Here is a 26,808-nt window from a genome sequence, read left to right on the forward strand (position 1 = left end):
TTTATCTCCTTACACCTTTTCCACATTGACAAGGAACGATTTAAATTCCGGTGTCTGAGTATTCGCATCACCCACATACGGCGTTAACGTGTTAGCAATAAAGCCTTTCACAGCCAAGCCTTCAAAGCCCCAGTGAATAGGGATACCGATGGTATCGATATCTTTACCCGCCACTTTCAGCGTATGAATACGTTTGGTCACCACAGCTTTCGCTTTGATATAACCGCGTTTAGAGCTGACTTTCACCGTATCACCTTGTTTGATACCTTTTTCATTCGCCAGACGTTCACCAATTTCAATGAACTGTTGCGGCTGAATGATGGCATTTAACAAGGCATGCTTTGTCCAATAGTGGAAATGTTCAGTCAAGCGATAAGTCGTTCCAACATAAGGGAATTCTGTCGCTTTACCCATTTGCGCCCAGTCATCTTTAAACACACGAGCTGCAGGGTTTGATACGACTTTTGGATGTAATGGGTTGGTATCCAACGGCGTTTCAATTGGTTCGTAGTGCTCTGGGAATGGGCCTTCAGCCATTTTATCCAGTGCGAATAGACGTCCCATACCTTCTGGCTGCATGATAAACGGACCAACACCACTTCCCGGTGCGGCATTGCTATAGTCAGGAATATCCATCCCTATCCACTTGCTGCCATCCCACTCAAGGATTTGACGTTTCGGATCCCAAGGTTTACCCATTGGGTCTGCTGATGCACGGTTATAAATCACACGGCGGTTCAGAGGCCACGCCCATGCCCAACCTAATGTGTTCCCCAGACCCGTTGGGTCAGAGTTATCACGGTTAGCCATTTGGTTGCCTTTTGGCGTCCAACTACCTGCAAATATCCAGCAGCCACTCGCAGTGGTACCGTCATCACGTAACTGGGCAAACGAGCTCAGCAGTTCGCCTTTTTTCACCAGAACGTTGCCATCAGCGTCTTTCAAGTCAACTAAAGCATAACCATTGTTTTCTTGAGCGACTTCTTCTGGCGTTGGATTATCTCGGTCGAAGTAATTCCAAGTCATACTTAGAACTTGTTCAGGTACCGCACCGCCTTCAGAGGCATACAGTTGACGTAGACGATGGAAAATACCAGACAGAATTTCACCATCACTGATCGCTTCACCTGGGGCATCCGCACCTTTCCAGTGCCACTGCAACCAACGTGCCGAGTTAACAATCGAACCATTTTCTTCAGCAAAACAGCAAGATGGCAGGCGGAATACCGTAGTTTGGATTTCTTCCGGATTCACATCATTCATTTCGCCGTGATTTTGCCAGAAATTCGACGTTTCCGTATTCAGTGGGTCAACGGTAATCAAAAATTTCAGTTTTGACAGCGACTTAACGACTTTGTTTTTATTCGGGAATGACGCTAATGGGTTAAAGCCTTGGCAGATATAGCCGTTAACTTCCCCTTTATCCATCATCTCAAAATAGCGCAATACATCGTAACCTTGATCCCATTTAGGTAATAAATCAAAACCCCAATTATTTTCTTTCTGCGCTTTATCTCCGTAGAAAGTCTTCATCAAACTGACAAAGAATTTCGGGTAGTTACCCCAATAGTTAACTTGACCCTCAACCGTTGCTTTTGGCGTGTTTGCAGCTAAGTAACTTTCTAATGTGGTTTGTTTGTCTGATGGTAAGGTTAAATAACCCGGTAAGCTTTGCGACAGTAAACCTAAGTCAGTTAAACCTTGGATATTGGAGTGACCACGCAGTGCGTTTACACCACCGCCTAACATCCCCATATTACCCAGCAGTAATTGGATCATCGCCATGGTACGAATATTTTGCGCACCCACGGTGTGTTGAGTCCAACCTAATGCATATAAGAACGATGCTGTTTTATCTTTAGCACTCGTTTCTACAAGGTACTCACAGACTTGCAAGAAATCTTTAATTGGCGTACCACAGATGTTATTCACCACTTCAGGTGTATAACGGCTGACGTGTTCTTTTAATAGATTTAACACACAACGTGGGTGTTTTAGAGTTGGATCGCGCAGCGCAAGGCCGTTTTCATCCATCTCATAGTTCCACGTGGTTTTGTCGTATTGACGTTTTTCTTCGTCATAACCTGTAAACAGTCCGTCATCAAAACCATAATCTTCACGAATAACTAAACTGGCGTTGGTATACGCTTCCACGTATTCACGCTGAATTTTTTCATTATCCAGTAAGTATTTGATAACACCTGATAAGAACGCGATATCTGTACCCGAACGGATAGGCGTGTAAAAATCCGCCACTGCCGCAGTACGGGTAAAGCGTGGGTCAATAACAATTAATTTGGCTTTATTATGGATTTTAGCTTCCATCGCCCAGCGGAAACCGACTGGATGCGCTTCTGCCGCATTACCACCCATAACGACAACTAGGTTTGCATTTTTAATGTCAACCCAGTGGTTGGTCATCGCACCGCGACCAAATGTTGGAGCAAGACTTGCTACCGTTGGTCCGTGTCAGACACGCGCTTGGTTATCAACGGCAAGCATGCCGAGAGCGCGGGTGAATTTTTGTGTTACAAAGCCGCTTTCGTTACTTCCCGCCGATGCGCAAAGCATACCGGTGGTTAGCCAACGGTTAACCGTCACACCGTCTTTATTTTTCTCAATAAAGTTCGCATCGCGGTCTTCTTTCATTAACTTAGCGATACGATCAAATGCGTCGTTCCAAGTGATACGCTTCCACTCATTAGTCCCCGGCTCACGTACTTCAGGGTATTTCAAGCGGCTTTCACTGTGGATGAAATCGATAAGTCCAGCACCTTTCGGACAAAGTGCACCACGGTTTACCGGATGATCCGGGTCCCCTTCAATATGGAAAATGCTCTCTTTTGCATTTTTCGCGCCATCACCGAGGCTGTACATTAACAGCCCACAGCCGACAGAACAGTAGGTACAGGTATTTCTGGTCTCTTTCGCACGCAGTAATTTATACTGGCGCGTTGACGCTAACGCGGTGGCGGGTGCAAAACCCAAGGCCGCTGCCGTCGTACCTGCCATACCGCCAGCGCAGATCTTAAAGAACTGCCTTCTGCTGACTTGCATGGGGATCTCCTCATTTACATTGCTCATGTTTACCTAACGCCAATTGCGATAATCAGGTAAACTGTTTTTATTCAACGTCTTCCTTACGTCCCAGGTTCATTGCCCGGCAAATGGTGTAAATTCTTTTTACCCATAATTAATATTATGTATCATTAATGCTAGGAATTCATCTAATGTATGAAACAAATACTACAAATGACTCCAAATTAACCAAAATGATTGGCTTAAATCACACAACCGTGCAACAAAAAGGCAACCTAAATTTACCCGTAAATGACTATGTAGCAGAAGAATCTCCTGTCGCTTTAGTCTTCAATGGCATATCCCATGTGGTAATGATGGCAACGCCAAAAGATCTTGAGGATTTTGCAGTTGGCTTCGCACTTTCTGAAGGGATAATACAGTCAGATGATGAAATTCGTGGAATTGATATCGTGGAAGGCTGCAACCGCGGAATTGAAGTGCATGTTGAATTATCTAGCCGTCGGTTTATGGAACTCAAAGAACGTCGCCGTAATTTAGCAGGGCGTACAGGCTGTGGTATTTGTGGCACTGAGCAACTCGATGAAATTTTCAAACCGATCGCCCCACTACCTTTCACCCAAACCTTCTCTCTCTCGCATCTCGATAATGCATTACATGAATTGAAAAAAGTGCAAGAAATTGGTGCACTGACCGGTTGTACCCATGCGGCCGCATGGATTTCACCAGAAGGGCAATTAGTCGGTGGATGTGAAGATGTCGGCCGTCATGTGGCTCTGGATAAACTTTTAGGTATGAAACATCGTAACCAATGGCAACAAGGCGCAGTACTGGTTTCTAGCCGTGCTAGCTATGAAATGGTACAAAAAGCCGCCAGTTGCGGTGCAGAAATTCTATTTGCTGTTTCCGCCGCCACTGCACTCGCTATTGAAGTCGCAGAAAAAGCCAATTTGACCTTAGTCGGTTTTTGTCGTCAAGGTAAAGCGACGGTGTTTACGCACGGGAGTCGGGTAAGGGATTAACTTTCCAACTGAAGATAATCATTTTAGATTAAGAGAAGTCAGAATAGCTTAATAGCGAATTAAAGCAGGAAAAATGAAGGGACTACCGATAAAACAAACCTACACGGTATGACGTGTAGGTTTTAGGCGATACCGTATTACTTCCCAATACAAAAGCTTGAAAAAATACGGCCTAATAAATCATCGGAAGTAAATTCACCGGTAATTTCGCTGAGCTCTAACTGAGCTAAACGTAATTCTTCCGCTAATAACTCACCGGAGCGAGCATTCACTAACTGGTCATAGCCCTGTTCTAAGTGAACAGCGGCTGCATTCAGTGCTTGTAAATGGCGACTACGAGCAAGGAAACCACCTTCTGTATTGCTATTAAAGCCTATGGTTTCTTTCAGGTGATCGCGCAGCAAATCGATGCCTTTTTCCTCGCGTGCAGATAAACGAATTAACGGATAACGCGTATCATTGATGAATTCCACCGGTTCGCCTGTCATATCTGCTTTATTACGAATTACGGTGACCGGAAGTTCATCAGGTAAGCGCGCCATAAATTCAGGCCAAATCTCTTGTGGCTCCGTGGCATTGGTTGTGGTGCTATCAACCATAAACAGCACATGGTCCGCTTGTTCAATCTCTTTCCATGCACGCTCAATACCAATTCGCTCAACTTCATCACTGGCTTCGCGTAGGCCTGCGGTATCAATGATATGCAATGGCATACCATCAATATGAATATGTTCACGTAATACATCACGCGTCGTTCCCGCGATATCCGTGACAATCGCAGCCTCACGTCCCGCCAATGCATTTAGCAAGCTCGATTTTCCTGCATTTGGGCGCCCTGCAATTACCACTTTCATTCCTTCACGCAATAAACTACCTTGGCGCGCTTGGGAGCGAACTTGTTCTAAATCTGCCACGACTTCGTTGAGTTTAGCTTCAATTTTCCCGTCAGACAGGAAGTCAATTTCTTCATCTGGGAAATCGATAGCTGCTTCCACATAGATGCGCAAGTGAGTGAGTGCTTCCACCAATTGGTGAATATGAGAAGAAAATGCGCCCTGTAAAGAATTCATCGCTGAACGCGCTGCTTGTTCAGAACTCGCATCAATCAAATCGGCGATTGCTTCCGCTTGGGCTAAATCGAGCTTATCGTTTAAAAATGCCCGCTCAGAAAACTCACCCGGATTGGCAATACGAATACCATCAATCGTCAATATTCTTCTGAGTAATAAATCAAGAATGACTGGGCCACCGTGTCCTTGTAATTCAAGCACATCTTCACCCGTAAATGAATTTGGGCCAGGAAAATAAAGAGCGATGCCTTGGTCAAGAACAGAACCATCCTCATCACGAAATGGCAAGTAATCCGCATAACGTGGTTTAGGAAGTTTTCCTAGCACGATTTCAGCAACTTGTGCCGCTTTCGGGCCAGATACACGTAAAATACCGACACCACCACGACCGGGAGGTGTTGCCTGTGCGACGATAGTATCGTTGATTTGCATGATGTTTCTCTGTCATTCCTATAAAAAATTAAGGCGGTCATTAAATGGCCGCCTTAATATTATATCGATAGCTGAGCAGAAGGCTCACCTAAAATTCAATTTATTTCTTTTCTTTCTTATCGCGACTATGTAGACCACGTTTTTCCAAACCACGGTAAATCACTTGTTGCTGGATGATGGTGACTAAGTTACTCACGATATAATACAGAACCAGACCTGATGGGAACCACAGGAAGAAGATAGTGAACACGACTGGCATGTACGTCATAATCTTCTGCTGCATTGGGTCAGTCACAGCGGTAGGTGACATTTTCTGAATCACAAACATCGTCACACCCATCAGTACTGGCAGGATGTAGTACGGGTCTTGTGCAGACAAGTCTTGTATCCAACCAAAGAACGGTGCGTGACGCAGTTCAACAGAACCCATCAACATGTAGTAAAGTGCAAGGAAGATAGGCATTTGAATCAGCAGAGGTAAACAACCACCCAGTGGGTTTACTTTTTCTGCTTTATACATCGCCATCATTTCTTGGCTCATACGTTGTTTATCATCACCAATACGCTCACGCATTGCAGCCAGTTTAGGTTGCAGTAAACGCATTTTCGCCATCGAGGTGTACTGTGCTTTAGTCAGCGGGTACATAATACCACGAACGATAAAGGTGATAACGATGATGGCAATACCCCAGTTACCCACAAAACCGTGAATGAATTTCAGCAGTTTAAACAGTGGCTGAGAGATAAACCATAACCAACCATAATCAACGGTTAAGTCTAAATGTGGTGCAACTGCAGCCATTTCAGACTGAATTTCAGGACCAACCCATAACGTTGATGAATAAGTACCTGCACCATAAGCTGCAATGGTCATTGGTTCACTTTTATAACCAATAATGGCAGACTTTTTATCAAGGTCAATGGTGTAGAAAGTACTCTTTTCCGCACTTGCCGGGATCCACGCCGTTGCAAAATACTGTTGCAACATCGCTACCCAGCCACCTTTGGTGGTTAAGTCGAGGTTTTTATCTTCGATGTCACCAAAGCTATATTTTTTATAGTTGTTTTCATCAGAAGAATACGCCGCACCACGATAGGTATGCAGAGCAAAATTGCTGCTGCCAGTGTCACGCTCTTTAGGTAACTCGATAGTTTGTTTTAACTGACCGAAGAAAGCGAGACTCAGTGGTTGAGCGGTTGGGTTTTGAATACTGTATTCAACTTCAACAGTATATTGGCCACGTTTAACAATGTACGTTTTCTGATACACAACACCGTTGTTATCAGTAAATGTCATTGGTACGCGCAAGACGTCTTGGCCTTTCTCTAATGTGAAAGTTGTAGAATCTGCGCTATACAGCGGACGTTCGCCATTATTATTTGCTGGGTTGTCTGGACCATGAAGACCAATCAAACCACTCTGTGCCTGGTAGACAAAGCCTGGATTAGTTTCCAGTAAACGGAAAGGGCTTTCCGAATGAAGGGTCGCAGGATAGGCTAACAGGTCAGCCTCATCGATATCACCACCACGAGTATTGATGCGAATATCCAGTACATCAGTTTTGACTGTGATGAGCTTACCTTGCCCACTGCCAGTTACGGCTTGAGCATCACTGCTTGGCATATCCGCTTGTTGCGAAGTTTGAACAGTTTTAACGTCCTGAGCAACTTTATCGCTCTCCCAGGCCTGCCAAACTAAGAACGACACGAACAACAAAGCGATGAGTAGAAGATTGCGTTGCGAATCCATCGTTATAATTCTCTATTATCATCAGTTTTTCTAGGTGGGACAGGATCATCTCCACCAGCGTGTAAAGGGTGGCATTTTAATACGCGTTTCGCCGTTAACCAACTCCCTTTTAGCATACCAAACCTGCGCAATGCCTCAATTCCGTAATTTGAACAAGTAGGATTGAAGCGACAACGAGGCCCTAACAACGGGCTAATTGCCAGTTGGTAGCCTCTGATCAACATGATCAGGATTTTTGAGCCAAGCGACGGTGACGACGCCATAACTTATCCAATGCTTCCGTGATCTGTTGATTGTCGAGATTAGCGACCCCTTTCCTTACCAATACCACAAAGTCCATTGAAGGCAACTCATGTTGATGCAGACGAAAATATTCACGCGCTAACCGCTTAATGCGATTTCGCTCATGGGCTCGTTTGACATTTTTTTTGGCGATGGTAAGACCGATGCGGGGATGCCCCAGCTCGTTTAGGCGACCAAGGATTGTTATCTCTGGGGAACTCGCCCTCTGCGGCTGCTTAAAGACATTATCGAAATGCCTGGGAGTTAACAAACGTAACTCCCGGGTAAAAGCGAGCGTAACCACTTGAATAGAGGGCTAGCTTTATTACTTAGATGAAACGGTCAGACGAGCGCGGCCTTTAGCACGACGGCGAGCCAGAACCTGACGACCATTTTTAGTGGCCATACGAGCACGGAAACCGTGTGAACGGTTGCGCTTCAGTACGGACGGTTGAAAAGTGCGTTTCATAACGATTTCTACCTAACTTTTAAATTTATTACTGATTCAGTAAACGCGTTGGCAACCAGTGGAAACTGATTTACACCTGTGCCTCTATCGCAACAATATAGAAAGAGGCAGGATTGTAATAAAACATAGGGGGTCACGTCAATGAAATGACGCAATCAAACCACTTTTATTTATAGCCTGGCTGACCGGTTTGCCGACATATGTTGTGACAGCCGACGAATGATTACATTCGCATACTGGCTGAAAACCTGTTTTTGCCCCGCTCCACCTAACATTAACGTTAAAATAAAGCGATATAGCCCAACAAGTTTACCTCAGTTTCGTGTAAAAATCACATCTGTACTGTACACAGGGAGGAAGATTATACGGACTCCGACCCAAAGCGCAAGGATCTTCAAGAGATCTAAAAATATTTTTTGATCATACAGAATATTTACTGTAAATCGTCTAAAGTTATCCCCAGCATGTGGAAAAATGACGATAAATTTAGGTAGCCCAGTCTATTTCTTCTTTATAAGAGGGGCCTTATCACATTTACCTGTGGATAAAAAGCATAAAAACTGTGTAAAAGAATGGAGATCTCTGACTAATTTTGCGGTATGATCGCTGGTCTATTTCTGATCCATCGATCGGTAATATGCAGTAAGTAAGCGTTAATCTAAAATATTTTTGGGTCATAGCACTAAGAATGAGCCCGAGAAACTCTTTGTTTACATCCGTACTTCTTGTTCCATTGACCTTGTTTAGGGGAGTCCAACGTGTCACTTTCGCTTTGGCAGCAATGTCTTGCCCGATTGCAGGATGAACTACCTGCCACAGAATTCAGTATGTGGATACGACCCCTTCAAGCTGAATTAAACGACAATACGCTGGCACTTTATGCCCCAAATCGTTTCGTTCTCGACTGGGTTAGAGACAAGTACATCAATAATATTAATGAATTATTGAATGACTTTTGTGGAACTGACGCGCCTGCACTACACTTTGAGGTAGGCAACAAACCGATTACAGTCGCACCGGCAGCAACACAAGCACGTACAACTCAACAAGTACCTGCGTTTGCCGTTCCGTCAGCCCCAATTAAACCGAGTTGGGACAACTCAGCCAAAGTACAACCAGAGGTTGCTTATCGTTCTAATGTAAACCCTAAGCACACTTTTGATAACTTTGTTGAAGGTAAATCGAACCAATTGGCTCGCGCCGCAGCGAGGCAAGTGGCAGAAAATCCAGGCGGTGCCTACAACCCATTGTTTCTTTATGGTGGAACGGGTCTAGGTAAAACCCACTTATTACATGCTGTCGGCAATAGTATTATGCAGCATAAAGCCAACGCTCGCGTGGTTTATATGCACTCTGAACGTTTTGTTCAAGATATGGTCAAAGCTCTACAGAACAACGCGATTGAAGAATTCAAACGTTATTACCGTTCTGTAGATGCACTGCTCATTGATGATATCCAGTTTTTTGCTAACAAAGAGCGCTCGCAAGAAGAATTTTTCCATACTTTTAATGCGCTACTAGAAGGCAATCAGCAAATTATTTTGACCTCTGACCGTTACCCAAAAGAGATTAACGGGGTGGAAGATCGCTTAAAATCGCGTTTTGGTTGGGGTCTAACCGTTGCAATCGAACCACCAGAGTTAGAAACTCGCGTGGCGATTTTAATGAAAAAAGCAGATGAAAATGAGATTCAACTTCCGGGTGAAGTGGCCTTTTTCATCGCCAAACGCCTTCGCTCGAACGTTCGTGAGTTAGAAGGGGCGTTAAATCGTGTGATTGCCAACGCAAACTTTACTGGCCGCGCGATTACTATCGATTTTGTCAGAGAAGCACTGCGTGACCTATTAGCACTACAAGAAAAGCTGGTAACTATTGATAATATTCAAAAAACAGTTGCTGAATATTATAAAATTAAGGTTGCAGATTTACTGTCTAAGCGTCGTTCCCGTTCTGTCGCACGTCCGCGTCAGATGGCAATGGCACTGGCAAAAGAGCTGACTAACCATAGTTTACCTGAAATCGGGGATGCCTTTGGCGGCCGTGACCATACCACGGTGTTACATGCTTGCCGTAAAATTGAACAATTACGGGAAGAAAGCCATGACATCAAAGAAGATTTTTCTAATTTAATCAGAACATTATCATCTTAATTGCTATGAAATTTACAATAGAACGCGAGCAGTTATTAAAACCGTTACAACAGGTTAGTGGTCCTTTAGGTGGGCGTCCAACTCTGCCTATTTTAGGTAACCTTTTATTACAGGTAAAAGAAGGCACCCTCCAACTCACTGGGACCGACCTTGAAATGGAGATGATGGCCAATGTTGCCCTAACAGGGGAGCACGAAATTGGTGCAACCACCGTGCCCGCACGCAAATTTTTTGATATCTGGCGTGGGTTACCTGAAGGTTCTGAAATTCATGTAGAGCTGAATGATGACAGACTGCTCGTCCGTTCTGGGCGTAGCCGCTTTTCATTATCCACGTTGCCAGCCGCTGACTTTCCAAACTTGGATGACTGGCAAAGTGAAGTGGAGTTTTCTCTTCCGCAATCAATACTGAAACGTTTAATTGAAGCCACTCAGTTTTCAATGGCGCACCAAGATGTCCGTTATTACCTTAACGGTATGCTATTTGAAACCGAAGACCAAATGCTCAGAACCGTTTCCACTGATGGTCACAGGCTTGCCGTGTGTGCAATGGATATTGGTCAATCGCTACCCTCTCATTCAGTGATAGTGCCTCGTAAAGGGGTAATTGAGTTAATGCGCTTGTTAGATGGTGGTGATACCCCTCTACAACTGCAAATCGGCAGTAATAATATTCGTGCTCACGTTGGGGATTTTATCTTTACCTCTAAATTGGTTGATGGCCGTTTCCCTGATTACCGCCGAGTACTACCGAAAAATCCAAACAAAACCTTAGAAGCACGCTGTGATTTACTCAAGCAAGCCTTTTCTCGTGCTGCAATTTTATCGAATGAGAAATTCCGCGGTGTGCGTTTATATTTCAGCGAAAACCAACTGCGTATTACTGCCAATAACCCAGAACAAGAAGAAGCTGAAGAAATTGTTGATGTTAGCTATCAAGGTACTGAGATGGAAATTGGCTTTAACGTCAGCTACATCTTAGATGTCTTAAATGCACTAAAAAGTGAAAATGTGCAACTTCTGTTAACCGATGCCGTTTCCAGTGTGCAGATTGAAGATGCTGATAGCAAAGCAGCGGTGTATGTTGTCATGCCAATGCGTTTGTAATCGGTATTTATGATCCTTTCGCGTTTATTGATCCGTGATTTTCGAAATATTGAAAACGCGGATCTCTCCCTTGCTAATGGGTTCAATTTTTTAATTGGCCCCAATGGGAGCGGTAAAACCAGTATATTGGAAGCCATATATACACTCGGCCATGGTCGTGCATTTCGCAGTATTCAAGCGAACCGGGTTATTCGTCATGAGCAAGAGCAATTCATTCTTCATGGTAAACTTAGTCATTTAGATGAACAGCGAAACGACCTTTCACTAGGTTTAAGAAAAAACCGTGATGGTGACAGTAAAGTTCGAATAGACGGTACTGATGGCCATAAAATTGCAGAGCTAGCAAAATTATTGCCAATGCAACTGATTACCCCTGAAGGGTTTACTTTGCTAAATGGCGGTCCTAAATATCGACGTGCTTTTATTGACTGGGGTTGTTTTCACAATGACCCGCTGTTTTTTTCAGTATGGTCAGATTTAAAACGGTTATTAAAACAACGCAATGCCGCTTTACGGCAAGTTACGCGTTATGAGCAAATTCGTCATTGGGATAAACAACTGGCACCGCTTTCAGAGCAAATAAGCCAATGGCGCCATGACTATATTGCAGGTATTGCCGAAAATATCGAGCAAACTTGCCAACAATTTTTACCCGAATTTTCACTCTCAGTATCCTTTCAACGCGGTTGGGATAAAGAAATTGATTATTCAGAACAATTAGAGCGCCAATTTGAGCGTGATAGAGCGCTAACCTATACCGCTTCAGGGCCACATAAAGCTGATTTGCGTATTCGAGCAAATGGAACACCTGTTGAAGATATGCTTTCACGGGGTCAATTAAAGCTACTTATGTGTGCATTAAGATTAGCGCAGGGTGAGTTTTTCACCCATCAGAGCGGGCAACAATGCCTGTATCTACTGGATGATTTTGCTTCTGAACTTGATGCAGGCCGTCGCCAATTACTGGCAGCCCGCCTCAAAGCTACACAAGCACAAGTGTTTGTCAGTGCCATTACACCTGAGCAAGTTAATGATATGATAGATGCAAATAGCAAGATGTTTAGTGTAGAACATGGCAAAATAGAAGTTCAACCTCAGGAATAGAAAGAGCAGGAAACGTTGATGTCGAATACATATGACTCCTCAAGTATCAAGGTATTAAAAGGACTGGATGCGGTGCGTAAGCGCCCGGGCATGTATATCGGTGATACAGACGATGGAACAGGTCTTCATCACATGGTTTTCGAGGTTGTCGACAACGCTATCGACGAAGCCCTCGCAGGCTTTTGTGATGATATCGTGATCACTATCCATGCCGATAACTCTATCTCCGTACAGGATGATGGACGTGGTATCCCTACAGGTATCCACGAAGAAGAAGGCGTCTCTGCCGCAGAGGTTATCATGACCGTTCTGCACGCAGGCGGAAAATTTGATGACAACTCCTATAAAGTCTCCGGTGGTTTACACGGTGTTGGGGTTTCAGTTGTTAACGCCTTATCTGAAAAATTAGAATTAGTTATCCGTCGCGACGGCAAAGTCCACGAACAAATCTACAAACACGGTGAGCCTCAAGGGCCTCTGACTGTTGTCGGTGAAACTGACCAAACAGGAACACGCGTTCGTTTTTGGCCAAGCATGGACACCTTTAAAGGTGTGACTGAGTTTGAATATGACATCTTAGCAAAACGTTTACGTGAGTTATCGTTCCTAAACTCAGGCGTTTCGATTAAGCTCGTCGATAAACGCGATGGCAAAGAAGACCATTTCCATTATGAAGGCGGTATCAAAGCCTTTGTTGAGTATTTAAGCCGTAATAAAACCCCTATCCACCCTTCTGTCTTTTATTTTTCAACTGAAAAAGACGGTATTGGCGTTGAAGTTTCAATGCAGTGGAATGATGGGTTCCAAGAAAATGTATACTGCTTCACCAATAACATTCCTCAGCGCGATGGAGGTACTCACCTCGCAGGTTTCCGTGCAGCAATGACACGCACATTGAATAACTACATGGAAAAAGAAGGTTATCAGAAGAAAAGCAAAGTCAACGCAACCGGTGACGATGCTCGTGAAGGCCTGATTGCAGTTATTTCAGTAAAAGTTCCCGATCCTAAATTCTCATCACAAACCAAAGAAAAATTGGTCTCTTCCGAAGTGAAAACTGCGGTTGAAACGATGATGAACGAAAAACTAGTTGAATATTTACTGGAAAACCCGAACGACGCAAAAATCGTTGTGGGTAAAATCATTGATGCCGCGCGCGCACGTGAAGCGGCACGTAAAGCTCGCGAAATGACTCGTCGTAAAGGCGCATTAGATTTAGCTGGCTTGCCAGGTAAACTGGCTGACTGCCAAGAACGTGACCCTGCGCTATCTGAACTGTACCTTGTGGAAGGGGACTCCGCGGGCGGCTCTGCAAAACAAGGCCGTAACCGTAAGAACCAAGCCATTTTGCCACTAAAAGGTAAAATTCTAAACGTAGAAAAAGCGCGTTTCGATAAAATGCTGTCTTCACAAGAAGTAGCAACCCTGATTACGGCTTTAGGCTGTGGTATTGGTCGAGATGAATACAACCCTGACAAACTGCGTTATCACAGTATCATTATCATGACGGATGCTGACGTCGATGGTTCGCACATTCGTACGTTACTATTGACCTTCTTCTATCGCCAAATGCCTGAAATCGTTGAACGTGGTCATATCTTTATTGCTCAACCACCACTGTATAAAGTGAAACGTGGTAAACAAGAGCAGTACATTAAAGATGACGATGCGATGGACGATTACCTGATTTCTATCGCCCTTGATGGCGCGGAACTGCATTTAAGTGCCGAAGCCCCAGCCATGAAAGGTGAAGAACTCGAAAAACTGGTTGTCGAATATAATGCCGCACATCGTATTATTCGTCGCCTTGAGCGCCTTTACCCTCAAGCCCTACTTAATAGCCTGGTTTATCAGTCAACCTTGACTGAAGATGATTTAAAAACCAGTGAAAAAGTAGAGGAATGGGCTAAAACGCTGGTTAAGCGCTTAGAAGATAACGAACAATTCGGTAGCACTTATAGCTATACGATTAACGAAAACCGTGAACGTCAGTTATTCGAGCCAACGATCCGCATTCGCACCCATGGTGTTGATACCGACTATAACCTCGATTTTGACTTTGTTCATGGCAGCGAATACCGCCGTATCACTCATTTAGGCGACTTAATCAGCGGCTTAATTGAAGAAGGTGCTTATATCAAGCGCGGTGAACGTCGCCAAGATATCAGTAATTTTGAAGAAGCTCTGGCTTGGTTAACACGTGAGTCTCGTCGTGGCCTATACGTACAGCGTTATAAAGGTCTTGGTGAAATGAACCCAGAACAACTTTGGGAAACCACCATGAACCCAGAAACGCGTCGTATGATGCGTGTAACGGTGAAAGATGCGATTGCGACAGACTTACTATTCACCACGTTAATGGGTGATGCTGTTGAGCCACGTCGCGCATTTATCGAAGAAAATGCCTTAAAAGCAGCGAATATTGATATCTAATTATTCAGCTAACTAAATAGTGTTTAATAACCCCATCCGAAAGTTTGGGGTTATTTTTTTGATTTTTTCTATAATTATTATCTTATTTTCACGATTTAATTAAACCAATAATAAAAAAACAAAAAAACTAAACCAATCAATACAAAATCACTTTACAAAGAATAAAACAATTAAAAATAACCCTTAACGCTTTAATTAATAATGATTTTTTATTTTCATAACTGTCATAAAAAATAAATATATTATAAATAAACTCCGCAAAATGAAATTTTTACCAATAGCATCGGCGGAATTATAATGAGAAAAACTTTTATTTCAGCATCAATGACTTTATTGCCATTCATATTCATGAATACTCTAACAGCAAAAACTAATATTTTAGAATTAGAGAAAAATATTATTGATACAAGAGGTGCGTGGCTTGAAGATATTAAAAATAATATTATTAATAATACACCTAAAGAAGGCAGCGAAGTTGCTGAGCAAGATAGGCTTATTAGTAACGAATACATCAATATCACTGGTGAGCGGGAAAGTTTAGCACTCGCAGATAAGTCCCAGAACTCAGGTTATTTATTTAACAGTTATCAAACAATACTGTTTGGCGAACATGATATTAATCTAAGAGACCATAACCAATATAAAGAAATCAGCTTATTACATGATACAAGTACTCGTGCCTATGATGAAAAAAAACAGCGTACTAGATCAATTGATTTTATTCTAAAAGACCATTTTAAACGCGGTCGTCCTTACCAAGTATTGGATGACGAAGGTCACTATATTGCAGGCTATTCACAAATACAGGGCTCATCTTACCCTAGCGGTCATACGTGGAATGGTTTTAAGCAAGCTGCGGTATTGGCGATGATTTTTCCTGAAAAGGGCAGTGAAACGTTCAATCGAGCTATTGAATATGGTGAAAGCCGCGTGATTGTTGGCGCACACTTTGCCACTGATACAATCGCTTCTCGTGTAGGTAATTATTATTTATTGTCACAACTCCTATCCGATGAGAAAAATACCAAATTCATTGTTGATTCAGCAAAAAATATTCGTAATGATATTTCATCATCATGTTCAGATAATATACTAAATTGCCTAACAGCTTCTACTCCTATAACCAATGACCACATGGGTTATTATGGAAAAAAAGAAATACAAAATACATCAATGATCGAGCCTAAAAATATACCTAAAACAGCAGGTTATTTACTTCGATTACGTTTCCCTTACTTGAATAATACACAATGGAATCATATTTTAGCCAGTACCGCATACCCAAGCCAATCAATTGCAGGTTGGAATATCAAAGAAAATGATCCGAACTCCTATTGGGGATTAATTAACTTACCTGCGGCTTATCAGGGTCCCTCTTATTTATATGAAAACTTTATCATTAATCAAGATACTAATGACTTTGATATTGCCAATTTTGGAAAGTTAGATGAATGGAAAAATAATATTCAAGGGACTGGAAAGTTAACGAAACAAGGCCAAGGGACATTAGTATTGTCAGGTAATAATACCTTTGCTGGCTTCACAGTAAATCAAGGCCATTTAGTCTTAACCGGTGAAAATAAATATTCGCAAAAATCCGATATTAATGGCGGAACAGTTACCCTTAAAAAGCACTTAAACTCCGCAGTTGATATCCAAAAAGGGATATTGGTTCTAGATGGCGGAAAAATCGGTGCTTCTGTTAATATTAACCACCACGGCTTACTAACGGGTAATGGAAGCATTCGACAATTAACCGCCAACCAAGGTGCCGTCGTTGCACCCGGCCACTCAATTGGCACAATTAACATTGTTGATTCTGTGACTTTTACTCCAGGCAGCCATTATGTGGTTGAAATCAATCCAGCAGGTCAAAACGATAAGGTCATCAGCCAAGGCTCAGCCTCATTAAAAGGCGGTACCGTCAGTGTCACTCTTGAAAATCAAAATAACCCGCTCTCTAAGCAAGATATCAACCGCTTATTTAATACACAATATACAATATTAAGTGCTCAAAAAGGGGTTGATGGCCAATTTGATGCCGTTGTGCCTAATTACCAGTTTATTGGAACGACACTAAATTACGCCCCCAAAGAGGTCACTCTTAAAATAGGGCGTAATAACACGGCATTTTCTAGTGCAGCAGCAACGCAAAACCAAATCGCCGTGGCTAAGGCGATTGAAACGCTTCCTACGTACCATACGCTTTATGACCGTACATTGAAAAGCCAAACAAAACAACAAGCCCGAGCAATATTTCATGATGTCACTGGGCAAATATATGCAGACGTATTATCCAACCAAATAAATAATAGCCGTCAGATTAAAGAATCACTCCTTGAACAAGCTCGCTTGTCTGAGTCATGGAGTAGCGAAAACAAAGGCAATGTGTGGGTCAAAATGCTCTATGATTGGGATAAAACAACTGGCGATAACAATGCCACTGGGTATCAATCATCAAATTATGGTCTATTGCTTGGGGCAAATCGACGTTTTATTAACGACAAAATGACTTTCGGTATCGCCGCAGGCTTTAGCCAAAGTGACTTATCTAGCCATCTTGGCCATGGCAATAGTAATAACTACCATGCAGCCATTTATGGTAGCGCTTTATGGCAGCCGCTTGCGGTTCGTGCAGGGCTTAGTCACACTTCACACCTCATTCATACTGAACGTTCGATCAGTAATGGTACGAGTCACTCTGCAAGCTATTACACCAATACCCATCAGGCATTTATGGAGCTGGCCTATCCAATCAACTCAAATTGGATGAATATTGAGCCATTTACCAATCTCACTTATATCAGCGCGATGAACCATGCAATTAATGAAAATATCAGCAGCACATCACTGCAGGCGCGTAAACAACGCATCAATACAACGCTTTCAACTGTTGGATTACGTCTTGATAATCAATGGAAACTAGGTAAAACATCAAATATTGGTTTGCATGGTGAGCTTAACTGGCAATATCAATATGGGAATTTGAATAGAGGTATAAAAATGAATTTTTCCGATACCACGAGCTCATTTATGACACAAAGTGTTCCTACATCACGCCATGGAATGGCATTAAAAGTCGGTACCGATGTCAATATAAAAGAAAATGCTAAGCTATCAATTAATTATAATAAATTTTTATCAAAAAATTATAGTGATAACAATATTGATGCCAAAATTGCGGTAACTTTCTAAATCAATATCTCACCTCCCCTCGCAAGTTGTGAGGGGCAGGTCATGACTAAACATCACGAGATTTTACAGTTTTTTACGCCATTATTTTGATTACCTTACCTTTTTTTATGTTATAAACGAATAACATCTTAAGTTAATTAGATGTTAACTTATTATTTTTAATTGCCTCTATAACCTCAGGTAAGGTCAAAAATACGTAAAATAACACTATGATACGCCAAATTATTATTTTAATTTATGCATTATTGATATCTATCACCCCTGTATTTTTCAGTGGAGATGTTAGCATTATTGCTGATATTGCCATCGTAATTTCAGGAGCGCTGATAATACTGTTATGTGCGGGCATTTATCGTTTTTTGCTTGGCAAAATTTTCACGGTGTTTGTTTCACTCCTATGGGCTCTCAATTTATCTGTTTCATTTTTCTTTTATCAAAAACACGATATCCGCTTTTCTTCTTCGATTGCAGAAACTTTTATCAATACCAATAGCAGTGAAACGGTAGGAATGCTTTCCTATAACATTGGTTATGTTATATTTTATCTGTTTGTTTTTTCAGCTTATTTAGTCTGTATTCATCAATGCGCAAAATACATGAATCGCCGTATCACAGCGATAAGCATGGCGCTACTTTGTGGCTATCTATTAGCCATTCCAGCCTATTATGCATCATTACTTAGCAAGCCAGATAGCGTGTTATTGATCACAGAAAAATACTTCTTAAATACCCCCTTCTACAATGCTGCGGCTTTAGTAAAAAATTTATATGAAAACCGGGGAATAAAAAAAATATCATCACAAAAGGTTGCTTTTAATTACCAGAAAAAAACCTCTGATACTGAAATCTATGTACTTGTCATCGGTGAATCATTACGCCGTGACCATATGAGCTTTTACGGCTATCAATATGATACAACGCCTAATTTAAATCAGCGAAAATCACAAATATTGGCGTTTCAACAAGCGTATTCTCCGGCACCGGTGACTATCTTGTCGGTTCCTATTTCACTGTCTAATATTCGCTTTGAGCAAATGCAGGATAAATCACACTATTCAGACAATATCATTTCATTAGCCAATCATGCGGGCTTTAAAACCTACTGGATCAGCAACCAAGGCAAAACCAATAAACGTACCAGTATTATTTCTGCTATTGCCTCTATGTCGCAAAAGAAAGCGTGGAACGAATTTGTCGGCTATGATGAAGAGCTGCAAGATGACTTCAATAACGCTATCAATGACCCCACTGATAAGAAAAAACTCATTGTTTTACATACATATGGTAGCCATGAACCTGCCTGTAACCGCTTTCCTGAAGCTGAACTAAAAACATTTAGTGGCCAAGAAGATGACGATTGCTACGACAGTTCAATTGCTTATACCGATAAATTTATCGAAAACCTTATGCAGCAACTCGAAAGTAAGCCTGCGACTTTGATGTACTATTCAGATCACGCATTGCAACGCTTAGACAGTGATAACAATATTCACTACCATCATGGTGTTAACAACCCAAGAAAAGAAGCCTATGAAATCCCCTTGCTGATTTGGTACAGCCAAAGTGCGAGTAAACCAAGTATCAACCCAGAAAATTTGCAGTCCCCCTATTCTACAGCGAATAATTATTGGCTAATCAGTGATTGGCTTAATATACAACAAGGCGCACAGCAAGCTTGCTTATCGCCTTTACGTAAATGTTATCAATCCAATAAAAACATTCAGGTAATTGATGGCAATCGAAACATTTTATCTATTAGTCAATTACCTTCAGAAACCATAGACCCACAATAAAACTCGATATTTTGCCAATATTTGCTCATAGTTAATCAATATGAATCCAGCTTACTTATCGAGTCGAGGTCTTAATGTTTGATTTAGTTTTTTTACGTGAATTACTGGTGTCTAGTGTTCACGTACTCCAGTTACTTTTAGAAGCTATTTCAGTCATCTGCGTGGTAATTGGGCTAGTAAAAACCCTGATCGTCTGGGTGCACACCCAGAAATCACGTAAGGCTCGTTATTGTTTTGGTGATTGGTTAGCAACTGCATTAGAGTTCCAGCTCGCTGCTGATATTTTAGCAACGACCGTCGACCCAGATTTAGATAGCCTTATCAAATTAGGTATCATTGCCGTGATCCGTACCTTCTTAAACTACTTCTTAGCAAAAGAGTTAGAACATCAGCCTCCGCAGAATGACCCCGCTCGTCATTAATTTAGGCACAAAAAAACCTGTACATTTTAGTGTGCAGGTTAATATAAAATTACTGATTACAGTTCAGAAACTATAGCAAAATACGTAACATACGACGAAGCGGCTCAGCGGCGCCCCACAGTAATTGGTCACCAACAGTAAAGGCAGATAAATATTCAGGGCCCATATTCAGTTTACGTAAGCGACCAACAGGGGTGCTAAGCGTACCTGTGACTGCCGCAGGTGTTAACTCACGCATAGTGATTTCACGGTCATTAGGAACCACTTTCACCCAATCATTATGCGAGGCAAGCAATTGCTCAACTTCATTCAACGGAATATCTTTTTTCAGCTTCAATGTGAAAGCTTGGCTATGACAGCGCAACGCACCAATACGTACACATAAACCATCAACAGGAATAATATTATTCCCTGTCGCAAGAATTTTGTTAGTTTCTGCTTGGCCTTTCCACTCTTCGCGGCTTTGGCCGTTTTCTAATGCTTTATCAATCCATGGGATCAGGCTACCCGCTAATGGTACGCCGAATGCATCCGTTGGCATTGTGCCACTACGAGTGAAGTCTGTAACTTTTTTCTCGATATCTAAAATAGCAGAAGCCGGGTCTTGGAGTTCTTTAGCAACTTGTGTGTGCAAAGACCCCATTTGTGCCAGAAGCTCACGCATATTACGTGCCCCAGCCCCTGATGCCGCTTGATACGTTGCCACAGATGCCCATTCCACTAAATTATTAGTGAACAGCCCACCTAAAGACATTAACATTAAACTTACCGTACAATTTCCACCGACAAAGGTCTTAATGCCTTTATTTAAACCGTCTTGGATATGTTGGTTGTTCACGGGATCAAGAATAATAATCGCATCATCTTTCATACGTAATGAAGACGCCGCATCAATCCAATAGCCATTCCAACCTGATTCACGAAGTTTAGGATAAACTTCGTTGGTGTAATCGCCACCTTGGCAGCTAATAATGATATCCAATGCCTTTAGCGCATCAATATCAAAAGCATCCTGTAAAACACCACGATGGCCACCATAAACAGGGGCTTCTTCCCCCTGTTGTGATGTAGTAAAGAAAACGGGATGGATCGCATCAAAATCACGTTCTTCTACCATTCTTTGCATCAATACTGAGCCGACCATTCCTCGCCAGCCAACAAATCCGACATTTTTCATTTTTACTCACCCTGTTCGTTTAAATTTCAACCAAAAAATTTCCAGTTCCGACTTTACAACATGGATACTGTCATTTTTATCATTCACCCAAATTGAAACTAGAAATTTTTCGGATGTATCTTGCGTTATATCATTCGAGTTGCAGGTAAGTGACAAGTGAAGAGAATCCGATGAGCATACATGTGTATGTGATTCGTCAGTCTGAGCGTAGTCAACACCCATGCAACTTGAAGGATGATAAGTATAAACTTGACAAAATATGCACCAGTGCGCAAGTGAATTTCATCACTAATAATAAGAAGATTAGTAATCATGCTAATAATCGAAGAAATCAATGGATAAAAAACAAATAAAAAAAGCCACGGCAGAGAGCAATAATCTGCAATGGCTAAGCAAATAAAATATAAAGCGATACAGGAAAAATTTTATAATTATGTGTGAATTAAATAACTAGCGTTTTTTCTTACAGCCTTGCACCGCTTTAAAGCGCGGGTTTGTTTTGCATATCACATACACTCGGCCACGGCGGCGAACAACTTGGCAATCTGGATGACGGGTTTTTGCCGTTTTTAATGAACTCAGTACTTTCATCTTTATTTACCCTCTGGCTGTAAAAACCGACCAAAACGCTTCTGGAACTGTGCCGTTTTACCTTCCTGAGAAATCATTTTCTGTTTACCGGTATAAAACGGATGTGACTGAGAAGAAACATCAAGCGTGACATATGGAAATATCTCACCTTCATATTCAATTGTTTTTTCAGTCTTTATTGTTGATCCTACTTTGAAATAGGCATCTGCACTTGTGTCATGAAAAACCACGGTACGGTATTGTGGATGGATCCCCTGTTTCATAATAACCACCTAAATGTAATGTTATAATATAACAATAACGCATTTTAAATAGTGGTGCAATTATTTTTTATTCAAGAATATTTAAGACGAAAAGCAATGAAAAAATTTCACATAAAAAATAAATACCAAAACAGTAATTTATCCTCCAATGAACTTTTGTATAATTAGATTAGTAGATTCCATCATTTATTATTTATCAAATAGATACATTATCTTTTTAATAAATAAACCATTAGGGGAAGATGAAAATGTATTACGGCTTTGACATGGGTGGGACAAAAATTGAACTTGCCGTCTTTGACAACGAACTAAATCAGGTCTGGCAAAAACGTGTCCCCACACCTAAAGATGATTACCAAACGCTCTTAAATACGTTTCTCAAACTCACGCGCGAAGCAGATGAAAAATTTAACTGCCAAGGAAAAGTGGGTGTTGGTGTTCCGGGTATCGTAAACCATGCTGAAGGAACCGTTTTTACAACCAACGTCCCTACCGCACAATATAAACCTTTAATTTATGATCTTGCTAATATATTGCAGCGTCCAGTGAAAGTGGAAAATGATGCCAATTGCTTTGCATTATCAGAAGCTTGGGACCCAGATTTTAAACGCTATCCAACTGTACTTGGCTTAATTTTAGGGACTGGTGTAGGCGGTGGGTTCATTATAAATGGTAAGGTTTTATCCGGTAAAAATGGAATTGCAGGGGAAATAGGCCACATGAACCTCAGCGTTCGTGGAGCCAAATTGTTAGGAGAAAACGTCCCTGAAATAACTTGTGGATGTGGCCAAACTGCTTGCTTTGAGACTTACCTATCAGGCCCAGGCTTTGAGCGTATTTACTCCTCATTCACCAATGAAAAACGTTCAGCTATCGAAATTATCGAGCAATATAAACAAGGCGATATTCAAGCAAAAGAACATGTTAACCGCTATATGTCATTACTTGCGATGTTTATGGGGCAAATTGTCACTGTTTTTGACCCTGATTTAGTGGTGATTGGCGGAGGATTATCGCAGTTTGAAGAGATCTATAAACAACTACCAGAAGTGCTTCCACAATATCTCTATGGCATAGCGACATTACCTGCAATCGAAAAAGCACGTTATGGTGACTCTGGAGGCGCAAGAGGTGCCGCATTCCTCAACTTAATAGACTAATCTTACTTTTTTGCGCTTCATAACGGTTTTCATCCATGAAGCGCGAATTTATCACTTTAATCTTATTTTTTTCCCCATTTTGTACTTTAAACACGCTTATTATAGTTGAGAATGATTATCATCAACTTAGTTATTAATGGTAAAATCCTATCTCATTAATGTCTTACTGTTATCGATAACACTTTAGGAATAACTTCATCAAATAAGGCTGGATAAACAACCAGTACTATAAGAGACTTCAAAAAATTAAAAGTGCTTATAGACTAGTCTGATACTGCTATTAATTAAAAAAGATATTATTAAATTAAATTATTTTATGGTGATAAATTAAACAAACGTTCCTTTTTACGAAAGCTCAATAATCCATTAATAATAAAGAGAAAACCCTATGAGTTTGTTTTTCCATAACAGTTTGATGTTCCCGACAATTATCTTTAGTGGTTTGCTAATCATTGTTTTATTTTATTGGTTATGTGCCGCTTTTGGCTTATTGGATATCGACGTATTTAATCTTGATACCGAATTTGATGCCGGTATTGATGCAACGGGTTTTGCTGGCTGGTTAACCAAGCTTGGCTTAACCGGAATCCCTGTCACCATTATTGTCACGTTATTTACTCTTTTTGGTTGGATAATCAGTTATTTCAGCGTACATGTCTTCATTCGCTTCATTGATACTGATTTATTACGCTATCTCGTTAGCTTCGCCGTTTTTGCGATCACCCTATTTATCTCTCTTCATTTAACCGCTTTGTGCTTAAAACCTGTGCGCAAAAAATTGGTGAGTCTCAATAAACCCAAAACAGTACAGCAGCTTATCGGCAAATACGCCACTGTACGTTCGGGAACAGTAAGTGAACAAAATGGTGAGGCGCTATTAGAAGATGGTGGAGCTGGGTTAATTTTACAAATACGAGCCCCGTCCTCCGAACAGTTAAAACGCGGTGATCATGTTGTCATCATTAGCTATGACGCAGCATCGCACAGTTATCAAGTTGTCAGTGAAAATGAATTTCGCCACGGATAACTTCTTTTTTTTAAAATAAATATCTTGCTTGCATAATCGAAATGACGTCATCGTCAGAACCAATGGAGAATCAATATGGACTTGGCTGCACTAATGCCCTTTTTAACAATTATCGGGGGGATCATCCTAGTTATTTTAGGGTTCTTTGGGTTATTCAAAGCCTTCTATATCAAAGTTCCACAAGGTACTGCTTTGATTGTCAATGACATGTCATCACAGCCTAAAGTGCATTTTACAGGGGCATTAGTTTACCCTGTCATCTACAAAAAAGAATTCATGCGCATTTCATTGTTAACACTTGAAGTTGACCGTCGAGGTAAAGATGGCTTGATTTGCCACGATAACTTACGTGCTGATATCACGGTTGCTTTCTATTTGCGTGTAAACGAAACGACGGAAGATGTCCTAAAAGTTGCAAAAGCTATCGGTGTTGACCGAGCATCAGACCATCAAGCAGTCAGTGCTTTATTCAGCGCAAAGTTCTCTGAAGCCTTAAAAACAGTAGGTAAACAACTGGATTTAGCAACCTTATTTGAAAACCGACAAGATTTCCGTGATCGCATTGTTGATGTGATAGGAAAAGATCTTAACGGTTATGCACTTGAAGATGTGGCGATTGACTACCTAGAACAAACACCAAAATCAGCCTTAGACCCAAATAATATCTTTGACTCCGAAGGTATTCGTAAAATTACTGAAATTACAGCGATTCACAATATTGAAACCAACCAAAAAGAACGTGACCAAGAGCTGGCTATTCAAAAGAAAAATGTTGAAACCCGTGAGGCTAGCTTGGCTTTAGAACGCCAACAAGCCGATGCTGAAGCACGCCAAAAACGTGAAATAGATAATATTCGCGCACGCGAACAAGCTGAAACCTTACGTGTTCAAGAAGAAGAGCGCCTAAAATCAGAACAAGCTCGAATCCAAACTCAGCAAGAAATTGAAATTCGTGAAGAAAACCGCATGCGCGAAGTTGAAGTCGCCCAACAAAACCGTACTCGAGCTGTAGCCATCGAAGAAGAACGAGTGAGCCGCGCACGTGAGCTCGAAATTGTTGCCCGTGAAAGAGAAGTTGAATTACAGCGTATAGAAAAAGAAAAAGCCCTCGAAGAAGAACGCAAAAATATCTCCAATGTTATACGTGAACGTGTAGCCGTCGAAAAAACCGTGGCACAAGAAGAAGAACGAATCAAAGAAGTTCGTGAAATATCTGAAGCTGAACGCATGCGCCAAGTCACCGTGATTAACGCACAAGCAGAAGCCGAAGAATCATTAGTTCGCCAAGTGAAAAAAGCCGAAGCGGATGAGGCCAGTGCTAAGCACCGTGCAGAAGAAATAAGCACCATGGCACAAGCAGAGTTAGAAGCATCGGCAAAACAAGCTGAAGCCAAAAAACGCTTAGCTGAAGGAGTTGAAGCCGAACACGCGGCATTAGGTTTAGCAGAAGCTCGAGTTCGCCAAGCTACCGCAGAGGCAGAAGAAAAAGAAGGGCTTGTTCTTGCCAATATTACGGCTGAGAAACTGTTAGCAGAAGCTCGTGGGCTGAAAGAAAAAGGCTTAACAGAAGCTCAAGTAATGGAAGCTAAAGCCAAAGCAGAACAACAACAAGGGTTTGCTGAAGCAAAAATCCTTGAAGAAAAATTAGCAGCCCAAGCTCGCGGTGAAGAACAACAAGCCAATGCCAAAGAAAAACTAGGCTTGGCTGATGCGAAAGTACTGGAAGAAAAACTGGCAGCACAAGCTCGAGGGGAAGGCCAATTAGGTTCAGCACAAGCAGAGGTTATCCGCCAACGCCTGAAAGCTGAAGCTGATGGTTTAACTGACAAATTTAAATCAATGGATCACCTCAGTGATACCGCTCGTTCTCACGAAGAGTTCCGTATGCGCCTTGAGAAAGAGTTCGAGCAAGCTATGGCATCTATTGATGCTAATAAAGAGATTGCCCGAGAGCAAGCTGATGTATTGGCTGCAGCACTTAGCAAAACTAACATTGAAATTGTGGGCGGTGATGGTAGCTTCTTCAATACTTTCTCTAAGGCACTAAGCCTCGGCAAAGCCGTTGATGGTTTTATGGATAAAAGCAGTTTTGCAAAAGAAAATGTAGAAAAACTCATTAATCGTAACAAAGAAGACAAAAAAGTTGATATTGCCGCATTATTGAAAAATCCTGAAGTTCAAGATCTTATAAACGGTTTTATGGCAGCTAAAGGGGATAATCAGCCAGCAAAAACTGTCATATCAAAACCGATTCCACCAACGGATGGCCAACTGTAAACCTTTAGCACATTGGGGTAGTGAACCTACCCCTTATTGTTTTTCA

Annotated in this window: 20 protein-coding genes; 11 read left to right on the forward strand and 9 right to left on the reverse strand. The window is 41.6% G+C overall.

Annotation, left to right across the window (positions count from 1 at the left end; genetic code table 11):
• Window positions 1-9: 9 nt before the first annotated feature.
• Entirely contained in the window at window positions 10-3,057 is a 3,048-nt protein-coding gene (gene fdnG / locus PSF09_RS17440; protein WP_272684245.1) for a formate dehydrogenase-N subunit alpha, read from the reverse strand.
• A 173-nt stretch (window positions 3,058-3,230) separates the two neighbouring features.
• On the opposite strand from fdnG, the gene fdhD reads away from it, so the two are divergent.
• Window positions 3,231-4,061 (forward strand): formate dehydrogenase accessory sulfurtransferase FdhD, encoded by an 831-nt coding sequence (gene fdhD / locus PSF09_RS17445; protein WP_272684246.1) that lies wholly within the window; start codon window positions 3,231-3,233, stop codon window positions 4,059-4,061.
• Window positions 4,062-4,198: 137 nt separating this feature from the next.
• On the opposite strand, the gene mnmE is transcribed toward fdhD, so the two are convergent.
• The 5 genes from mnmE to rpmH form a co-directional block, all read right to left on the reverse strand.
• Window positions 4,199-5,563, reverse strand: coding sequence for a tRNA uridine-5-carboxymethylaminomethyl(34) synthesis GTPase MnmE (mnmE, locus tag PSF09_RS17450; protein ID WP_272684247.1), 1,365 nt, complete (start codon window positions 5,561-5,563; stop codon window positions 4,199-4,201).
• A 100-nt stretch (window positions 5,564-5,663) separates the two neighbouring features.
• A complete protein-coding gene (yidC, locus tag PSF09_RS17455; RefSeq protein WP_272684248.1) occupies window positions 5,664-7,313 on the reverse strand; it encodes a membrane protein insertase YidC in 1,650 nt (549 codons plus the stop codon).
• A gap of 2 nt (window positions 7,314-7,315) precedes the next feature.
• Complete coding sequence (gene yidD / locus PSF09_RS17460; RefSeq protein WP_036959180.1) at window positions 7,316-7,576, reverse strand: membrane protein insertion efficiency factor YidD; 261 nt, start codon at window positions 7,574-7,576, stop codon at window positions 7,316-7,318.
• The gene (gene rnpA, locus PSF09_RS17465) at window positions 7,540-7,899 is read right to left on the reverse strand and encodes a ribonuclease P protein component (protein ID WP_004906229.1); all 360 of its coding nucleotides are present in this window, start codon (window positions 7,897-7,899) and stop codon (window positions 7,540-7,542) included. The genes yidD and rnpA overlap by 37 nt, the downstream gene beginning before the upstream one ends.
• A 21-nt stretch (window positions 7,900-7,920) precedes the next feature.
• A complete protein-coding gene (gene rpmH / locus PSF09_RS17470; protein WP_004906236.1) occupies window positions 7,921-8,064 on the reverse strand; it encodes a 50S ribosomal protein L34 in 144 nt (47 codons plus the stop codon).
• A gap of 758 nt (window positions 8,065-8,822) precedes the next feature.
• On the opposite strand from rpmH, the gene dnaA reads away from it, so the two are divergent.
• The 7 genes from dnaA to PSF09_RS17505 all read left to right on the forward strand — a co-directional run bounded on the left by dnaA (window position 8,823) and on the right by PSF09_RS17505 (window position 20,267).
• A complete protein-coding gene (gene dnaA / locus PSF09_RS17475) occupies window positions 8,823-10,214 on the forward strand; it encodes a chromosomal replication initiator protein DnaA (RefSeq protein WP_109912543.1) in 1,392 nt (463 codons plus the stop codon).
• 5 nt (window positions 10,215-10,219) lie between these two features.
• Complete coding sequence (gene dnaN, locus PSF09_RS17480; RefSeq protein WP_004906806.1) at window positions 10,220-11,320, forward strand: DNA polymerase III subunit beta; 1,101 nt, start codon at window positions 10,220-10,222, stop codon at window positions 11,318-11,320.
• A gap of 9 nt (window positions 11,321-11,329) precedes the next feature.
• A complete protein-coding gene (gene recF, locus PSF09_RS17485; RefSeq protein ID WP_272684249.1) occupies window positions 11,330-12,424 on the forward strand; it encodes a DNA replication/repair protein RecF in 1,095 nt (364 codons plus the stop codon).
• Window positions 12,425-12,442: 18 nt separating this feature from the next.
• On the forward strand, window positions 12,443-14,857 hold the full coding sequence (gyrB, locus tag PSF09_RS17490) for a DNA topoisomerase (ATP-hydrolyzing) subunit B (RefSeq protein WP_210839148.1): 2,415 nt from the start codon (window positions 12,443-12,445) through the stop codon (window positions 14,855-14,857).
• A gap of 297 nt (window positions 14,858-15,154) precedes the next feature.
• Complete coding sequence (locus PSF09_RS17495; RefSeq protein WP_272684250.1) at window positions 15,155-18,052, forward strand: autotransporter domain-containing protein; 2,898 nt, start codon at window positions 15,155-15,157, stop codon at window positions 18,050-18,052.
• A gap of 209 nt (window positions 18,053-18,261) precedes the next feature.
• Window positions 18,262-19,845, forward strand: a complete 1,584-nt coding sequence (locus PSF09_RS17500) for a phosphoethanolamine transferase (RefSeq protein ID WP_272666393.1) — start codon at window positions 18,262-18,264, stop codon at window positions 19,843-19,845.
• Window positions 19,846-19,919: 74 nt separating this feature from the next.
• Complete coding sequence (locus tag PSF09_RS17505) at window positions 19,920-20,267, forward strand: DUF1622 domain-containing protein (RefSeq protein ID WP_272666394.1); 348 nt, start codon at window positions 19,920-19,922, stop codon at window positions 20,265-20,267.
• 70 nt (window positions 20,268-20,337) lie between these two features.
• Here PSF09_RS17505 and asd read toward each other — a convergent pair whose 3' ends face one another.
• The 3 genes from asd to PSF09_RS17520 all read right to left on the reverse strand — a co-directional run bounded on the left by asd (window position 20,338) and on the right by PSF09_RS17520 (window position 22,298).
• On the reverse strand, window positions 20,338-21,444 hold the full coding sequence (gene asd / locus PSF09_RS17510; protein WP_272666395.1) for an aspartate-semialdehyde dehydrogenase: 1,107 nt from the start codon (window positions 21,442-21,444) through the stop codon (window positions 20,338-20,340).
• Between the two features lie 450 nt (window positions 21,445-21,894).
• Window positions 21,895-22,035, reverse strand: coding sequence for a type B 50S ribosomal protein L36 (gene ykgO / locus PSF09_RS17515; RefSeq protein WP_004906789.1), 141 nt, complete (start codon window positions 22,033-22,035; stop codon window positions 21,895-21,897).
• 2 nt (window positions 22,036-22,037) lie between these two features.
• Window positions 22,038-22,298 carry a type B 50S ribosomal protein L31 gene (locus tag PSF09_RS17520; RefSeq protein ID WP_272666396.1) on the reverse strand — a complete coding sequence of 87 codons (261 nt, stop codon included), beginning with the start codon at window positions 22,296-22,298 and terminating at the stop codon, window positions 22,038-22,040.
• 248 nt (window positions 22,299-22,546) lie between these two features.
• Between PSF09_RS17520 and nagK the strand changes: the two genes are divergently transcribed.
• The 3 genes from nagK (at window position 22,547) to PSF09_RS17535 (ending at window position 26,762) form a co-directional block, all read left to right on the forward strand.
• The gene (gene nagK / locus PSF09_RS17525; protein ID WP_210840535.1) at window positions 22,547-23,458 is read left to right on the forward strand and encodes an N-acetylglucosamine kinase; all 912 of its coding nucleotides are present in this window, start codon (window positions 22,547-22,549) and stop codon (window positions 23,456-23,458) included.
• Window positions 23,459-23,846: 388 nt separating this feature from the next.
• Window positions 23,847-24,485, forward strand: a complete 639-nt coding sequence (locus tag PSF09_RS17530) for an OB-fold-containig protein (protein WP_272684251.1) — start codon at window positions 23,847-23,849, stop codon at window positions 24,483-24,485.
• Window positions 24,486-24,560: 75 nt separating this feature from the next.
• A complete protein-coding gene (locus tag PSF09_RS17535; protein ID WP_272666397.1) occupies window positions 24,561-26,762 on the forward strand; it encodes a hypothetical protein in 2,202 nt (733 codons plus the stop codon).
• The last annotated feature ends 46 nt before the right edge of the window (window positions 26,763-26,808 follow it).

Source organism: Providencia sp. PROV141, from assembly GCF_028481645.1.
GTDB lineage: Bacteria > Pseudomonadota > Gammaproteobacteria > Enterobacterales > Enterobacteriaceae > Providencia > Providencia rettgeri.

Coding starts and splice junctions, on each gene's coding strand:
- fdhD (WP_272684246.1), top strand. CDS start 3,231: ATGTATGAAACAAATACTACAAATGACTCCAAATTAACCAAAATGATT.
- mnmE (WP_272684247.1), bottom strand. CDS start 5,563: ATGCAAATCAACGATACTATCGTCGCACAGGCAACACCTCCCGGTCGT.
- yidC (WP_272684248.1), bottom strand. CDS start 7,313: ATGGATTCGCAACGCAATCTTCTACTCATCGCTTTGTTGTTCGTGTCG.
- yidD (WP_036959180.1), bottom strand. CDS start 7,576: ATGGCGTCGTCACCGTCGCTTGGCTCAAAAATCCTGATCATGTTGATC.
- rpmH (WP_004906236.1), bottom strand. CDS start 8,064: ATGAAACGCACTTTTCAACCGTCCGTACTGAAGCGCAACCGTTCACAC.
- dnaN (WP_004906806.1), top strand. CDS start 10,220: ATGAAATTTACAATAGAACGCGAGCAGTTATTAAAACCGTTACAACAG.
- recF (WP_272684249.1), top strand. CDS start 11,330: ATGATCCTTTCGCGTTTATTGATCCGTGATTTTCGAAATATTGAAAAC.
- gyrB (WP_210839148.1), top strand. CDS start 12,443: ATGTCGAATACATATGACTCCTCAAGTATCAAGGTATTAAAAGGACTG.
- PSF09_RS17495 (WP_272684250.1), top strand. CDS start 15,155: ATGAGAAAAACTTTTATTTCAGCATCAATGACTTTATTGCCATTCATA.
- PSF09_RS17500 (WP_272666393.1), top strand. CDS start 18,262: ATGATACGCCAAATTATTATTTTAATTTATGCATTATTGATATCTATC.
- PSF09_RS17505 (WP_272666394.1), top strand. CDS start 19,920: ATGTTTGATTTAGTTTTTTTACGTGAATTACTGGTGTCTAGTGTTCAC.
- asd (WP_272666395.1), bottom strand. CDS start 21,444: ATGAAAAATGTCGGATTTGTTGGCTGGCGAGGAATGGTCGGCTCAGTA.
- ykgO (WP_004906789.1), bottom strand. CDS start 22,035: ATGAAAGTACTGAGTTCATTAAAAACGGCAAAAACCCGTCATCCAGAT.
- PSF09_RS17520 (WP_272666396.1), bottom strand. CDS start 22,298: ATGAAACAGGGGATCCATCCACAATACCGTACCGTGGTTTTTCATGAC.
- nagK (WP_210840535.1), top strand. CDS start 22,547: ATGTATTACGGCTTTGACATGGGTGGGACAAAAATTGAACTTGCCGTC.
- PSF09_RS17530 (WP_272684251.1), top strand. CDS start 23,847: ATGAGTTTGTTTTTCCATAACAGTTTGATGTTCCCGACAATTATCTTT.
- PSF09_RS17535 (WP_272666397.1), top strand. CDS start 24,561: ATGGACTTGGCTGCACTAATGCCCTTTTTAACAATTATCGGGGGGATC.